The organism is Pseudaminobacter soli (ex Li et al. 2025) (assembly GCF_003012705.1).
Lineage (GTDB): Bacteria > Pseudomonadota > Alphaproteobacteria > Rhizobiales > Rhizobiaceae > Pseudaminobacter > Pseudaminobacter soli.
In genome coordinates, this window is the sequence record NZ_PXYL01000008.1 from 173,791 (window position 1) to 187,499 (window position 13,709).

The window sequence follows — 13,709 nt, forward strand, 5'->3', positions numbered from 1 at the left end:
TGCTGCGACGGCAAATTTTTAGTTGCAATCGGATTGGATGTAAAGTTTGATCAAACATCATCGATCAGAATTTGGTGTCAGAAGCCGGATGCCGACCACTGCCCCCACACATAACGGTCCGAAGGACACTGAGGCACAGCCGCTTATCGAGGCACGCCATCTGGTGCGGAAGTTTGGCGGGGTGCGCGCCGTCGACGGCATGTCGATCACCCTGCGGCGCGGCGAGATGGCCGGGCTGATCGGACCGAACGGCGCCGGCAAGACCACGCTGTTCAATCTTCTGGCCGGAAGCCTCAAGCCCAGTTCCGGCTCCATCCGCATAGCCGGTCAGGAAGTGGCGCAGGAAGGACCGGAGCGGCGCATCGCTCGCGGCGTCGGCCGCACCTTCCAGATCCCGCGGCCCTTTGCCGAGATGACGGTGCTGGAAAACGTGCTGACCGGCGGGCAGGGGCAGGCCGGCGAGCACATCTGGAAGAACTTTTTGCAGCCCGGCCGTGTGGCGGCGCAGGAGCGGGCGGCGGTGGAGAAGGCGCGGTCGCTGCTCGACTTCGTCAGGCTCTCGGGGCTGGAGAGCGAGCCAGCGCGGGTGCTTTCCGGCGGCCAGCGCAAGCTTTTGGAACTCGCGCGCATCCTGATGGCCGATCCCGAGGCGATCCTGCTCGACGAGCCGGCCGCCGGCGTCAATCCGAGCCTTCTCGAACTCATCATCGACCGGGTGCTCGAGCTCAACGCGCAGGGCAAGTCGATCCTGCTCATCGAGCACAATATGGAAATGGTGGCGCGGCTGTGCGGGCGCGTCGTCGTCATGGCCGCCGGCAAATATCTGACGGAAGGCGCGCCGGACGTGGTGGCGCGCGATCCCGCCGTCATCGAAGCCTATCTCGGCGGGGTCGCGGCATGAGCGGACAAGTTGTTGCCCTTTCCACGCGCGCGCTAGTCGCCGGCTACGAGCGCGACCTGCCCATCGTGCGCGGCGTCGATCTCGACGTGAAGCAGGGCGAACTGGTGGTGGTGCTGGGCCCGAACGGGGCCGGCAAGTCGACCTTCGTCAAGGCGATTGCCGGGCTGGTGCCGATCCATTCGGGCACGACAGCGCTGGGCAGCCTCGATATCACCGCTGTGCCGGCGCACGAGAAGATCAGGCACGGCCTGGCCTTCGTGCCGCAGACCGAGAATATTTTCGGCACGATGTCGATCAACGACAATTTGCTGCTGGCCGCCAATATCCTGCCCAAGGAGAAGCGCGCCCGCCGCATCGCCGACCTCTACGCCATGTTCCCCGACCTTGCCGCGCGGCCTTCGCTGCGCGCCGGCCAGCTTTCGGGCGGCCAGCGGCAGATGCTGGCGGTGGCACGCGCGTTGATCGTCGAGCCGTCTGTGCTGATCCTCGACGAGCCCTCGGCGGGCCTGTCGCCGAAGATCGTGTCGGAGGTGTTCGCCCGGCTGAAGCAGATCAACGAAACGGGCGTCACCATCGTGCTGGTGGAGCAGAATGTGAAGGCAGCGCTTGCCATTGCCGACCGCGCCGTCATCCTCGTCGAAGGGCGGCTGCGCCATGAAGGCCCGGCCGCGACGCTTGGCGACGACCCGATCGTTGCCGAGCTTTATCTCGGCGCACGCCGCGAACCGAAGACGGTGACGCCATGAACCCGCAGGCACTCATGGACGGGCTGATCACCGGCTCGATGATCGGGCTCGGCGCCATCGGCGTCACGCTCACCTATTCGATCCTGCGCTTTGCCAATTTCGCCCATGGCGAGTTCATCTCCTGGGGCGCCTATTTCGCGCTCGCCGTCAGCAGCGCGCTGGGCTACCTGTCCGGCGGCTTGCTGACGCCGATCGGCCCGTTCTCCTTCGGCTGGTCGCTGCCGATCTCGGCGGTGGTGGCAGTTGCGCTCACCGGCGGGCTGGCGCTGCTGGTGGATGCGCTGCTGTTCGGCCGGCTGCGGGCGCAGCGCGGCACGGTCATCATCATGGTGATGGCGAGCTTTGGCGCTGCGCTGACGCTGCGCAGCCTGCTCGAATTCATCTTCACCTCGAAGCCGGCCTACTACAGCAAGGCGCTGCAGATCGCGCTGCCGCTCGGCGGCGGCCTGCGCGCCACGCCCGACCAGATGCTGTCGCTGGCCTTGGCCGTGGTGCTGGTGGTGGCGGTGCATCTCCTGCTCACGCGCACCGCCATCGGCCGCTCCATGCGCGCGGTCAGCGAAAACCAGCAGCTTTCCGGCGTCGTCGGCATCGACGTGCGCAAGGTGGTGCGTACGGTCTGGGTGCTCGGCGCGGGGCTGGCATGCGTTGCCGGTGTCATGGCCGGCCTGTTGGTGCAGATCCGCCCCTATATGGGCTTCGACCTTCTCTTGCCGCTGTTTGCCGCCGCGATCCTGGGCGGCATCGGCAGCGTGCCGGGCGCGATGCTGGCCGGCTTGATCGTTGGCCTCGCGGAGGCGCTTGCGGTGCAGTTCGTCGGCGCCGAATGGCGCGCGGCGGTTGCCTTCGTCATTCTCGTGCTGGTGCTTTTGGTGCGGCCGCAGGGCCTGTTCGGGAGGCCCGAATGAGCGTCGAACTGATCGGCTACGGCTGCTTCTTCCTGACCATGGCGTTGACCTACGCCATCATGTGCCTGGGCCTCAATGTGCAGTGGGGGCAGACCGGCCTGTTCAATGTCGGCATCGCCGGCTTCGTTGCCATCGGCGCCTATGTCTCGGCGCTCTTGACCACGCCCGACACCGCCAACCGGTTCGGCGGCTTCGACATGCCGATCCTCGTCGGCTGGCTGGGCGGGGCGCTTGCGGCGGCGGCGATCGCGTTTCTCATCGGCGCGCTGACGATCAGGCTCAGGTCCGACTATCTCGCCATCGCCACCTTCGGCGTTGCGGTGACGGTGCAGCTTTGCGCGCTCAATCTCGAGCGGATCACCGGCGGTCCCTTCGGCATCGGCTTCATCCCGCGGCCCTTCGCCAGCCTTGCGGGCGATCCGCTGCTGTTTTCGCTGTTCAATCTCGGCGTGCTCATCGTGGTGATTACGCTGCTCTACCTCGCGCTGGAACGGCTGGTGCGCAGCCCCTGGGGACGCGTGCTGCGCGCTATCCGCGAGGACGAAACCGCAGCCCTTGCGCTCGGCAAGAGCGCGGTGAAATTCCGCCTGCAGGCCTTTGCCATCGGCGGGGGCATCATGGGGCTGGCGGGCGCGGTGCAGGCGCATTTCATCGGCTTCATCGCGCCCGAAAACTACCTGCCGATGCTGACCTTCCAGGTCTGGGCTATGCTGATCGTCGGCGGCTCGGGCAACAATCGCGGCGCCATTTTGGGTGCTGTGCTGGTGTGGGGCCTGTGGGCGGCCTCGGCCGGCGCGGTGGCAGGGCTCTTCCCGCCCGGTCAGCAGGCGCGCGCGGCCTCGCTGCAGATCGTCATGATCGGCGTTGCGCTCTGCGCCATCCTGCTCCTGCGCCCGCGCGGCATCCTCGGTGAGGAGAAGGTGGTGTCGCGCCATCTTGGCAAGCTTTCCTCCGCTTTGCGTAACGATGCGAAGCCGGCAACTCCCAAGCAATGAACGGTACCTTCCATGCAGAGAACTCCTAACCGCATCGAACTCGGCGGATTGAACATCAGCCGCCTGGTCTGCGGGCTGTGGCAGGTGGCCGACCTCGAGAAGGACGGCACGACGCTCGACCCGGATAAGGCGGCCGATGCGTTGGAAGCCTATGCCAAGGCGGGTTTCGACACATTCGACATGGCCGACCATTACGGCAGCGCCGAGATCATCACCGGGCGGCTGCTGGCCCGCCACGGCAGGCAAGAAAAGCGCCCGCTGGCCTTCACCAAATGGTGCCCCGAGCCGGGGCCGATGACCGCCGAGATCGTCCGCAAGGGCGTGCAGGAGCGGCTCGACCGGCTCGGCGTCGACAAGGTCGACCTGCTCCAGTTCCACTGGTGGACCTTCGAGCATCCGGCCTGGCTCGACGCGCTGCACGAAATGGCGCGGCTGAAGGAGGAGGGGCTGATCGGCGCCATCGGCGTCACCAATTTCGATGCCGCGCATCTGGCCGTGGCGTTGGCCGACGGCGTGCCGCTCGCCACCAACCAAGTCTCGTTCTCGCTGGTCGACCGTCGCGCCGCTGGTGCGCTTTCCGAGCTGTGCGCCCGCACCGGGACAAAGCTGTTTGCCTATGGCACGCTGTGCGGCGGCTTCCTGTCGGACAAGTGGCTGGGCAAGCCGGAACCGACCGAGATCCCCGACTGGAGCCGCTCGAAATACAAGCGCTTCATCGACACCGCCGGCGGCTGGGAGCCGTTCCAGGGCATTTTGGCCGCCGCCGCCGAGATCGGCCGGAAGCATGGGGTTTCGATTTCCAATGTCGCGTCGCGCTGGGTGCTGGAGCACGAGGCGGTGGCGGCGACCATCATCGGTGCGCGCATCAGCGAGAACGAGCACCGCGCCGACAATCTCAACGTCTTCAGCTTTGCGCTCGACGCTGAGGACAAGGCCCGGCTGGAAGAGGCGTTTGCGGCCACGAAGCCGATCCCGGGAGACTGCGGCGACGAATACCGCAAGCCGCCCTATCTCACTGCCTCGGGTGACCTCAGCCACCATTTGGACGCCATCCCGTCTGTCTACAAGGCCGAGCCGGCGGCCGGCCGGCCCGACCGGCTGCGCGTCTCTTCCGGCAGCATCTGGGAGCCGATCGCCGGCTTCAGCCGCGCGGTGCGGGTGAAGGACGTGATCCGCGTTTCCGGCACCACCGCCACGCATGGCACCGACCGCTGCGTGGCGCCGGGCGATGCCGGCGCGCAGACCACCTACATCCTCGACAAGATCGCCGCCGCCATCACAGCACTTGGCGGCCGCATCGAGGACGTGACGCGCACCCGCATCTACATCCGCGACGCCGCCAAGTGGGAGCCAGTGTCGCGCGCGCATGGCCGCGTGTTTGGCGAGGTGCTGCCCGCCAACACGCTGATCGAGGCGGGCGACCTGATCGGCGACTACGAGGTGGAAATCGAGGCCGAGGCGATCGTCTGAACCTCTTCGTGAGCAAAGCGCCGGCTGACGAAGCGTGAGCCGGCGAGCCCGAAGCGCCACGGATGCTCGACCGCGCGGCTGATGCCGATGCGGCGGCCCGCCACGATGCCGACCTTGCCGTTGCGCGGCGACAGCGTGATCTCCGGCCCGTCGAGCGGCAGCCCGTCATGCGAGCGGTCGATTGCCATCGCCTGGCAGAGTTTTCCGGGACCGGAGCATAGCTGCCTGATGTCGGAGAGCCCGCGCCGCGCCTGCATCGTCTCGATGCCGGTGGTGGGCTCCAGCGCGCGGATCAGCACAGCGCTGCCCGGCTCGCAGACGAAATTCAGGCACCAGTGGATGCCGTAGGAGCGGTACACATAGGCGTGGCCTGCCGGTCCGAACATGGCGGCGTTGCGCTCGGTGGGCCCGCGAAAGGCGTGCGAAGCCGGATCGTCGCGGCGATAGGCCTCGGTCTCGACGATGATGCCGCCGACGCCATGGGCGCGGATTTCGACGCCGATCAGGTCCGGCGCGACGGCCACAGAGTCTCGTTCGAAAAACCCTCTGTCCATTTCGGCGCAATCTCCCGCGCGGCGTTTCGCTCGAGCATCTTATGCGCGGCGCGACCGCGATCCGCAACTGCAGGTTCCGTCCAGCTTGCCGCTGGGGAAGAGGGGACATAGCTTTGACAAATTTCAGTTGCGGAGTTGACGCAACGCAACTTGGAAAGTGGAAATGCAATCCAGTACCTATGCCCCTGTCCAGAAGGCCCTTCATTGGTTGATCTTCCTTCTGGTCATCGGTCTCTACGGCCTCACCTATGGCGAAGACTTCTTTCCGCGCGGCGATCCCGGCCGGGCGACCATCTGGTGGCTGCACATTTCGTTCGGTGTTTTGCTCGCCGCGCTGGTCGTGCTGCGTGTGGCGACGCGGCTCTCGCTCGGTGCGCCAAAACTGCCCGCGGCGATGAATGCGATGGAACAAAAGCTCGCGCATGCGGCGCACCTGCTGCTCTACGCGCTGCTGGTGATCATTCCCGTGCTCGGCATATTCCTCACCTGGTTCCGGGGCGATGCCTTGACTTTTTTCGGGCTGTTCACGATCCCATCGCCGGTCACCCCCGACAGAGACACCGCCGGTATCATCCGCGAGGCGCACTCGCTTTGCGCCAACCTCATCCTGATCGTGGTGGGGCTGCATGCGGTGGCGGCACTGTGGCACCATTTCATCCGCAAGGACGACGTTTTGCGGCGGATGCTGCCGGGAACCTAAGCCCCGTTTCTGTCGTTTGAGGATGGCCCTGGAACGGCGATACACATTGCCGTGAGGGACTAGCGCCGGGTGCGTTTCAGGTTTTAACTGACGCCTCGCGTGACGCTCACGCACAAGACCGACGGCCGACCATGGCTGCCGCAGACAACCGCTGGGAGACAAGCCCATGGTTGCATTCACCATCAACGGACAGCATCAGGAGCTCGACATCGAGCCGGAAACCCCGCTTTTGTGGGTGATCCGCGACGAGCTCGGCCTCACCGGCACGAAATTTGGCTGCGGCATAGCCCAATGCGGCGCCTGCACGGTGCATGTCGACGGTCAGGCGGTGCGTTCCTGCTCGCTGCAGGTCGGCGACGCCGACGGCAAGACCATCACCACAATCGAGGGGCTTTCGCCCGACGGCACCCATCCGGTGCAGCAGGCGTGGCTCGCCGAGGACGTGCCGCAATGCGGCTATTGCCAGTCCGGCCAGATCATGGCCGCCGTGGCCTTCCTCAACGAGCATCCCGATCCGAGCGATGCCGATATCAATGACGAGCTGACCAATATCTGCCGCTGCGGTACCTATGCGCGCATCCGCGCCGCGATCCACCGCGCCGCAGCGATCGCGAAAGATGCGGGAGGCACGCCATGACCACCATGGACGCATCAAAAGCGGGCGCCATGAGCCGCCGTCAATTCCTGGTGGTTTCGCTGAGCGCTGCCGGTGGGCTTGCCATCGGGCTCTCGCTGCCCGATCTCGCCGAGGCCGAGCCGATCCTGCCCGAGCCATGGAGCGAGGCGACCGGCGACGAGATCAATGCCTGGATCCTGATCGAACCGGACGACACCGTGGTCATCCGCGTCGCGCAGTCGGAAATGGGCGAGGGCGTCTTCACCGCGCTGCCGATGATCGTTGCCGAGGAACTCGCCTGCGATTGGGAAAAGGTCAGGCCCGAATATGCTTCGGCCAACCGCAACCTGCGCGAAAACAATGTCTACGGCCGCATGCTGACTGGCGGCTCGAGCGCGGTGCGCCGTTCCCGCGAGTTCCTGCAGCAGGCCGGCGCCAGCGCGCGCGAGCGGCTGATCCATGCGGCGGCCGAGCGCTGGGGCGTGCCGGCCGATGCCTGCACGGCAAAGGACAGCGTGGTTACCCATGCCGAAAGCGGCCGCAGCCTGCGCTATGGCGAACTTGCCGCCGACGCCGCCAAGGTGAAGCTGGCGAGCGAGCCGGCGATCAAGACGGCCGACCAGTACACGCTGATCGGGCAGCCGAAGGCCCGTCTGGACACGCCGCCGAAGCTGAACGGCACTGCCCAGTTCGGCATCGATACCCGCCTGCCGGACATGCTCTACGCCGCCGTCGTGACCTGCCCGGTGTTCGGCGGTTCGCTCAAATCCTACGACGCCAAGGCGATCGAGGGGCGGCGCGGGGTCAAGTCAGTGGTTCCCATTCCAGGCGGCGTCGCGGTGGTTGCCGACCGCTTCTGGCGCGCCAAGGAAGCGGTGGCGGCGTTGCCGGTGACCTGGGACGAAGGGCCGGCAGCCAGTACCGACAGTGCCCAGTTTGCCGAAGCCTATCGCACCGCGCTGAACGGGCCGGCGGCGATTGCGCGGAAGCAGGGCGACGTGATGAAGGCGCTGGCCGATGGCAAGCGCGTCGAGGCGCTCTACGAGGTGCCGCATCTGGCGCATGCGCCGATGGAGCCGCTGAACTGCACGGCCCATGTGCAGCCCGACCGCGTCGATGTGTGGATCGGCACGCAATATCCCGAGGCCGCTCTGGACCTGGCAGCCAAGGCCGCGGGCGTGGCGCCCGAAAAGGTCGAGCTGCACAATTGCTTCCTCGGCGGCGGCTTCGGCCGGCGCGCGGTGAATGACGAGCTGACCCAGGCGGTTCTGGTTTCCAAGGCCGTCGGCAAGCCAGTGAAGCTGGTGTGGACCCGCGAGGAAGACATGCGCCACGACCGCTACCGTCCGCAGGCGGCGATCCGCTTCGAGGCGGCGCTGGGGCCGGACGGCACGCCGAAGGGCCTTCGCGTACGCACGGCGGTCGGCTCCATTGAGCGCTCGCTCGGCTGGGGCAGTGCGGACAAGGGCGTCGAGCCCTCGGCGGTCGAAGGCCTAGCCAACCAGCCATACGAAATGGGCGCCATCGAAGTCGACTGCGTGCTGAAGAACACCCATGTGCCGGTGATGTTCTGGCGCTCGGTCGGCAGCTCGCAGAACGCCTTCGCCATGGAAGGTTTTGTCGACGAGTTGGCCTATGCCGCAGGTCAGGACCCCTATCAGTTCCGGCGCAAGCTCCTGGCCGGCAAGGACGATTTCCTGCGTGTGCTCGATACGATCGCCGAAAAGAGCGACTGGGGTAAGCCGATGCCGGCCGGCAAGGGGCGCGGCATCGCCATCCACGAATCCTTCGGCACCATCGTCGGCGAGGTGGTCGAGGTGGCGGTGAGCCCGAAGGGCGAAGTGCGCGTCGAGCGCGTGGTGGCGGCGGTCGATTGCGGCCATGTCGTCAATCCGCGCACGGTTGAGATGCAGATCGAAAGCGGCGTGGTCTATGGCCTCTCGGCGGCACTGTTCGGCGAGATCACCATCGACAAGGGCGCCGTGGTCCAGGGCAATTTCGATGATTATCAGGTCGTGCGCCTGGCCGACATGCCGTGGATCGAAACCCATCTTGCGCTGAGCGGCGGCTCGAAATGGGGCGGCATCGGCGAGCCCGGCACGCCGCCGATCGCGCCGGCTGTCTGCAACGCCATCTTCGCTGCCACGGGCAAGCGGATCCGCCGCCTGCCGATAAAGGACTTCGATCTGTCGGGCGAACGCAGCTGAATTCGCCCGCCGGCGAAGACAACTGAAACTGCATTACCGAGAACCGAGCGGGGCCGGCGAGCCGCCGCCTTGGGCATGGTCGGATGCGAGTGGAATTGCCCTGCGAAGCAGGCGGCATTTTACCGTCGTTCCTGGAACGCCGGAACACGTCTGAACGTTGAATGCCGCCTATCGCTGAAAGCAATGGAGATCACGATGCTTAGGACAGCAATTGTTGGCTTGACCGCCCTCATGATCACTGCGCCTACGGTAGCCCATTCGCAGACCCAGGCTCCTGCTGCCGGAGAAGAAACCGGGCAGGCCGGACAGTCGGTCGACTGGAAGGCGATCACCGATGCGAGGATCGAAATCCTCAAGGGCGCCCTGCAGCTGACGCCGGATCAGGAAAAGCTGTGGCCGGCGGTCGAGTCGGCCATCAGGGCGCGGGCCGAAGCCCGGCGCGAACGCATCGAAAACCTGCAAAAGATGCGTGAAGATCGGCCCGATTTCTTCCAGATCCTGCGCAATCGCGCCGAAAACATGACGGCGCGGGCTAACGGGCTGAAGCAACTCGCCGATGCCTGGGAGCCGCTCTACAAGACCCTCGACGACAAGCAGAAAGCGCGCCTGCGCGTGATGGCGATGTATGCCGCCCATGAAATCCACGGCGCCATCCACGAGCGCCGCATGCAGTGGGAGGACGAAGGCGACGACGACGGCGGCGGCGAGGAATAGCTAGGTCGGTCCGCCGGATAGCATGCCGGTTTCCCGCCAGGCATGATCCCCTTTCAGCCAACAAACCCGCCTCGGTCCATCCGCGGCGGGTATTTTTTTGCGGGAGCGGCAAGGCGATGCCTGAGTGCGTGATGACGGACGAGGCAGCGTCGAAAATCGTCGGCTGGGCCGGGCTCTGCACATCGGGTTGGGGATTTAGAAATAAAAGGCCCCGGCTTTCGCCGGGGCCCAAAAGTCTTGCGTCGCGCAGATCAGAATTTGTAGTTGATGCCGAACTTGACGCTGTGGAAGTTGACCTTCCGGTCGACGCTACCTTCGAAAATCCGTGCCTTGCCGAGATCGGTATAGGCATATTCGGTCTTGAGGCTGACGTGATCGGTGACGGCATATTCGACGCCAGCGCCGACGGTCCAGCCGGCCTTGGTCTTCGATTCACTGAAGCCCATGCCGAATGGATCTTCGATGTATGTCTTGGTGTGGCCATAGGCGAGACCGCCGGTTGCGTAGACCAGCAGGCGATCGGTTGCCAGCACGCCGGCGCGTGCGCGCACGGTGCCGTACCAGTCGATCTTGGTGCCGATTGTAGCCCCACCCATATCCATTTCGCCCTTGATGCCGGCGCCCTGGAAATCAGCCTCGGCACCCACGACCCACTGGTCGATCTGATAGTTGTAACCAGCCTGAATGCCCCCAAGGAAACCATTAGACGTGACGCTGAAGAGGGTACCGTGACCCGCAGGGTCCATATACTTGACCTTGCCGCCGCCGAAGCCAACGTTCAGGCCGACATAAGCACCTGTCCAGCTAAACACCGGGATGACTTCCTGTGCGGACACGATATCCGCGGCGAAGGCGCCGGTCGACAGAACGGTTGAAAATGCCGCCAGGACAGCGATGCGTTTCGAAAACATCGGATTCCTCAAAGCAGTCAAGAATGATGGCTGACTGCTAGTGGATGGGCCCTAAAAAGTCTGTTGCAATACCGCAACATCGCAAACAAGTTTTCCCGAAACATTTCAATGAGATATATCTAATGTTGGGTGTTTATTTGACTGCCGCGGGCAGAGCCATGGCGTCGACTCAAAAGGCCGCGCGCAGTCATGTTGATTTCACGGAATGATGGTGATCCCGACAGGAATCGAACCTGTGACCTACAGATTAGGAATCTGCCGCTCTATCCTACTGAGCTACGGGACCAACCGAGACGACACATAGCCGCTTCGGCGCGTTTCGCCAACGGCTTTCGGACATTTTTCCAATAACCCAGCCGAGGCAAGTTTCGAATAACCAGCCCAAGGCAAGGCAATTTGAGGTGGCCGCCGCGTTGGTGGCGGCCACCTGGTTTCTCCCGGCTTTCCGGTGCCGGTGGCCTCAGGCGGCCAGTGTGGTCTCGGCGAGTTTCACCCAATAGCTCACGCCATGCGGGATGACCTCGTCATTGAAGTCATAGGCCGGGTGGTGGAGGTTTGCCGTGTTGCCGTTGCCGATGAAGATGAAGGCGCCCGGGCGGGCTTCCAGCATGTAGGAAAAGTCCTCGCCGCCCATCAGCGGCTGGATCTCGCGATGCACCTGCGCTTCGCCGGCGATTGCGGCGGCGACATCGCCGGCCACCACTGTCTGCTCGGCGTGATTGAAGGTCACCGGATAGTTGGAATCGTAGTCGACATGCACGCTTGCGCCATGGGCGGCGGCGATGCCGTCGCAGATGGCCTTGATGCGTTCGCCGGCGGTGGCGGCCACTTCCTTCTTTAGCGTGCGCACCGTGCCGGCAAGCTCCACCTCTTCGGGGATGACGTTGTAGGCGTCGCCGCCGTGGAACTTGGTCACCGTCACCACCACCGATTCGAGCGGATCGATAGTGCGCGAGGCGATCGTCTGCATCGCCGAGACGATCTGGCTGCCGATGACGATCGGGTCGATGGCCCGGTGCGGCATGGCGGCATGGCCGCCTTTGCCCTTGATCGTGATGGTGAACTCGGCGGTTGCCGCCATGATCGGGCCCGGGCGGATGGCGAACTGGCCGACGGGCAGGCCAGGCATGTTGTGCATGCCGTAGACCTGGGCGATGCCGAAGCGATCCATCATGCCGTCCTCGACCATGGCAAGGCCGCCGGCGCCGCCCTCCTCGGCAGGCTGGAAGATCACCGCCACCGAGCCGGCGAAATTGCGCGTTTCGGCAAGGTATTTGGCAGCGCCCAAGAGCATGGCGGTGTGGCCGTCATGGCCGCAGGCATGCATCTTGCCGGGGGTCTGCGAAGCGTAGGGCTTGCCGCTCGCCTCGGTGATGGGGAGCGCGTCCATGTCGGCGCGCAGGCCGATCGTGGCGCCCGCGCCGAGATTGCCGCGGATGATCCCCACCACGCCGGTCCGGCCGATGCCGCCCGCCACCTCGTCGCAGCCGAAGGATTTCAGCTTCTCGGCCACGAAAGCGGCCGTCTCGTAGACGTCGTAATTCAGCTCGGGGTTCTGGTGCAGCGTGCGGCGCCAGCCGGCGACTTCGTCCTGCAACTCGGCAGCTCGGTTCAGAATCGGCATGATGAAATACTTTCGCTGTTCGTGGGTTTTGTCCCGTTTGCTCGCAATCGTGATCGTACACGCTTTGCCATTTTGACGTCACATAGGCTAAATAGCACCGCGAGGTGCGGCCGGGACACGAGGGCCAGATCCCGCACTATTTGAGACTTGACTCGATCCGAAAATCTTAAGGACCCCGAGGCGGCCACGGCAAGAGGCGAAATCGGAATTCAACATGCGGCATCTCTTTTTTTCAAAAGGACTTTTCCTCGGCCTCGCGGCGCTTTCAGGGCTCGCCAGTGGCCCGGCAGCGGCCAATCCGTCGATCCTGTTCGATGTGCGTACCGGCCAGGTGCTCGAACATGAGGACGCCTTCAAGCGTTGGCATCCCGCTTCGCTGACCAAGATCATGACGGCCTATGTGGCCTTCCGCGCCGTCAAGGCAGGGGAAGTGTCGCTGCAGTCGCCGATCAAGATGACCAAGATTTCGGCCGCCGAGCCGCCGAGCAAGATGGGCTTCAAGCCCGGCTCGGTGATGACGCTCGACAACGCGCTGAAGATGATGCTCGGCAAGTCGGCCAATGACATCGCCGCCGCCGTGGGCGAGAACATCGGCGGCACCATCCCCGCCTTCGCCGATCGCATGAACGCCGAGGCCCAGCGCCTGGGCATGACCGGCAGCCATTTCACCAATCCCAATGGCCTGCATGATCCGGAAAACTACACCACCGCGCGCGATCTCGCGCTGCTGGTGCGGGCGATCCGCACCGAATTCCCGCAATATGCCTCGTATTTTTCCATCGAGGGGATCACAACCAACGGCAAGAACCGCATTCACGGCTACAACCCGCTGCTCGGCCGTTTTGCCGGCGCCGATGGCATGAAGACCGGTTTCGTCTGCGCTTCCGGCTACAATCTGATCGGCAGCGCAACGCGCGAGGGTCGCACGCTGGCCGCCGTCGTGCTGGGCGAGCGCACGCCGTGGGGCCGCGCCGACCATGCGGCAGACCTGCTGGGCCAGGGTTTTTCGACCTCTACGGCCGGCAGCGTGACGCTCTCGAGCCTCCAGCCCTATGGCGAGGGGCAGACCACGCCCACCGACATGCGCGACATCGTCTGCAGCAAGGAGGGCGCCTCGGAGCGGTCCGACGGGCTCGACGCGAAGGGCAGGCCGAAGTTCAAGTCGCCCTACATGGTTGATCTGAAGCGCGAGCTGCAGTTCGTCCGCGTCGGTCTCGGCGGCGCGACCGGTCCCGTGCCGGCGGCTTTTGCCGCAATAGACGCCAAGAACAACAAGGCCGACGTGCCGATCCCGACCTGGCGCCCGGACAAGCCGGCGCCGGGCGTGCCGGTTTCCGCGCAGGGCGACGCCACGCAGCAGTAA

13 protein-coding genes and 1 tRNA gene are annotated in these 13,709 nt (G+C 64.9%); 10 read left to right on the top strand and 4 right to left on the bottom strand.

Annotated elements, in window-relative coordinates; genetic code table 11:
* Positions 1 to 88: 88 nt before the first annotated feature.
* From C7I85_RS17405 to C7I85_RS17425, 5 genes are read left to right on the top strand one after another with little or no spacing between them, the layout of a single operon-like run.
* On the top strand, positions 89 to 901 hold the full coding sequence (locus C7I85_RS17405) for an ABC transporter ATP-binding protein (RefSeq protein ID WP_106725270.1): 813 nt from the start codon (positions 89 to 91) through the stop codon (positions 899 to 901).
* Entirely contained in the window at positions 898 to 1,647 is a 750-nt protein-coding gene (locus C7I85_RS17410) for an ABC transporter ATP-binding protein (protein WP_106725271.1), read from the top strand. The genes C7I85_RS17405 and C7I85_RS17410 overlap by 4 nt, the downstream gene beginning before the upstream one ends.
* A complete protein-coding gene (locus C7I85_RS17415; protein ID WP_106725272.1) occupies positions 1,644 to 2,555 on the top strand; it encodes a branched-chain amino acid ABC transporter permease in 912 nt (303 codons plus the stop codon). Before C7I85_RS17410 ends, C7I85_RS17415 begins: the two co-directional genes overlap by 4 nt.
* The gene (locus tag C7I85_RS17420; protein ID WP_106725273.1) at positions 2,552 to 3,550 is read left to right on the top strand and encodes a branched-chain amino acid ABC transporter permease; all 999 of its coding nucleotides are present in this window, start codon (positions 2,552 to 2,554) and stop codon (positions 3,548 to 3,550) included. The genes C7I85_RS17415 and C7I85_RS17420 overlap by 4 nt, the downstream gene beginning before the upstream one ends.
* A 12-nt stretch (positions 3,551 to 3,562) precedes the next feature.
* On the top strand, positions 3,563 to 5,020 hold the full coding sequence (locus C7I85_RS17425) for an aldo/keto reductase (protein WP_106725274.1): 1,458 nt from the start codon (positions 3,563 to 3,565) through the stop codon (positions 5,018 to 5,020).
* On the opposite strand, the gene C7I85_RS17430 is transcribed toward C7I85_RS17425, so the two are convergent.
* The gene (locus C7I85_RS17430; RefSeq protein WP_106725275.1) at positions 4,984 to 5,574 is read right to left on the bottom strand and encodes a DNA-3-methyladenine glycosylase; all 591 of its coding nucleotides are present in this window, start codon (positions 5,572 to 5,574) and stop codon (positions 4,984 to 4,986) included. The genes C7I85_RS17425 and C7I85_RS17430 overlap by 37 nt on opposite strands.
* Before the next feature lie 163 nt (positions 5,575 to 5,737).
* On the opposite strand from C7I85_RS17430, the gene C7I85_RS17435 reads away from it, so the two are divergent.
* The 4 genes from C7I85_RS17435 to C7I85_RS17450 all read left to right on the top strand — a co-directional run bounded on the left by C7I85_RS17435 (position 5,738) and on the right by C7I85_RS17450 (position 9,811).
* A complete protein-coding gene (locus C7I85_RS17435) occupies positions 5,738 to 6,274 on the top strand; it encodes a cytochrome b (protein ID WP_106725276.1) in 537 nt (178 codons plus the stop codon).
* Positions 6,275 to 6,440: 166 nt separating this feature from the next.
* Positions 6,441 to 6,911: a (2Fe-2S)-binding protein gene (locus tag C7I85_RS17440; protein WP_106725277.1), complete on the top strand. Its 471-nt coding sequence runs from the start codon at positions 6,441 to 6,443 to the stop codon at positions 6,909 to 6,911.
* Positions 6,908 to 9,097, top strand: coding sequence for a xanthine dehydrogenase family protein molybdopterin-binding subunit (locus C7I85_RS17445; RefSeq protein ID WP_106725278.1), 2,190 nt, complete (start codon positions 6,908 to 6,910; stop codon positions 9,095 to 9,097). Before C7I85_RS17440 ends, C7I85_RS17445 begins: the two co-directional genes overlap by 4 nt.
* Before the next feature lie 75 nt (positions 9,098 to 9,172).
* Positions 9,173 to 9,811 carry a Spy/CpxP family protein refolding chaperone gene (locus tag C7I85_RS17450; RefSeq protein ID WP_106725279.1) on the top strand — a complete coding sequence of 213 codons (639 nt, stop codon included), beginning with the start codon at positions 9,173 to 9,175 and terminating at the stop codon, positions 9,809 to 9,811.
* A 251-nt stretch (positions 9,812 to 10,062) separates the two neighbouring features.
* Here C7I85_RS17450 and C7I85_RS17455 read toward each other — a convergent pair whose 3' ends face one another.
* The 3 genes from C7I85_RS17455 to C7I85_RS17465 all read right to left on the bottom strand — a co-directional run bounded on the left by C7I85_RS17455 (position 10,063) and on the right by C7I85_RS17465 (position 12,346).
* Positions 10,063 to 10,722: an outer membrane protein gene (locus C7I85_RS17455; RefSeq protein ID WP_106725280.1), complete on the bottom strand. Its 660-nt coding sequence runs from the start codon at positions 10,720 to 10,722 to the stop codon at positions 10,063 to 10,065.
* A gap of 209 nt (positions 10,723 to 10,931) precedes the next feature.
* Positions 10,932 to 11,008 (bottom strand) — tRNA-Arg (locus tag C7I85_RS17460).
* 174 nt (positions 11,009 to 11,182) lie between these two features.
* A complete protein-coding gene (locus C7I85_RS17465) occupies positions 11,183 to 12,346 on the bottom strand; it encodes a M20 aminoacylase family protein (RefSeq protein WP_106725281.1) in 1,164 nt (387 codons plus the stop codon).
* Between the two features lie 214 nt (positions 12,347 to 12,560).
* Here C7I85_RS17465 and C7I85_RS17470 point away from each other — a divergent pair, with 214 nt between their 5' ends.
* The gene (locus tag C7I85_RS17470) at positions 12,561 to 13,709 is read left to right on the top strand and encodes a D-alanyl-D-alanine carboxypeptidase family protein (RefSeq protein ID WP_106725282.1); all 1,149 of its coding nucleotides are present in this window, start codon (positions 12,561 to 12,563) and stop codon (positions 13,707 to 13,709) included.

Excerpts from the sequence above, each read along its gene's own strand:
- C7I85_RS17405 (WP_106725270.1), top strand. The coding sequence starts at position 89 with ATGCCGACCACTGCCCCCACACATAACGGTCCGAAGGACACTGAGGCA.
- C7I85_RS17410 (WP_106725271.1), top strand. The coding sequence starts at position 898 with ATGAGCGGACAAGTTGTTGCCCTTTCCACGCGCGCGCTAGTCGCCGGC.
- C7I85_RS17415 (WP_106725272.1), top strand. The coding sequence starts at position 1,644 with ATGAACCCGCAGGCACTCATGGACGGGCTGATCACCGGCTCGATGATC.
- C7I85_RS17420 (WP_106725273.1), top strand. The coding sequence starts at position 2,552 with ATGAGCGTCGAACTGATCGGCTACGGCTGCTTCTTCCTGACCATGGCG.
- C7I85_RS17425 (WP_106725274.1), top strand. The coding sequence starts at position 3,563 with ATGCAGAGAACTCCTAACCGCATCGAACTCGGCGGATTGAACATCAGC.
- C7I85_RS17430 (WP_106725275.1), bottom strand. The coding sequence starts at position 5,574 with ATGGACAGAGGGTTTTTCGAACGAGACTCTGTGGCCGTCGCGCCGGAC.
- C7I85_RS17435 (WP_106725276.1), top strand. The coding sequence starts at position 5,738 with ATGCAATCCAGTACCTATGCCCCTGTCCAGAAGGCCCTTCATTGGTTG.
- C7I85_RS17440 (WP_106725277.1), top strand. The coding sequence starts at position 6,441 with ATGGTTGCATTCACCATCAACGGACAGCATCAGGAGCTCGACATCGAG.
- C7I85_RS17445 (WP_106725278.1), top strand. The coding sequence starts at position 6,908 with ATGACCACCATGGACGCATCAAAAGCGGGCGCCATGAGCCGCCGTCAA.
- C7I85_RS17450 (WP_106725279.1), top strand. The coding sequence starts at position 9,173 with ATGGTCGGATGCGAGTGGAATTGCCCTGCGAAGCAGGCGGCATTTTAC.
- C7I85_RS17455 (WP_106725280.1), bottom strand. The coding sequence starts at position 10,722 with ATGTTTTCGAAACGCATCGCTGTCCTGGCGGCATTTTCAACCGTTCTG.
- C7I85_RS17465 (WP_106725281.1), bottom strand. The coding sequence starts at position 12,346 with ATGCCGATTCTGAACCGAGCTGCCGAGTTGCAGGACGAAGTCGCCGGC.
- C7I85_RS17470 (WP_106725282.1), top strand. The coding sequence starts at position 12,561 with ATGCGGCATCTCTTTTTTTCAAAAGGACTTTTCCTCGGCCTCGCGGCG.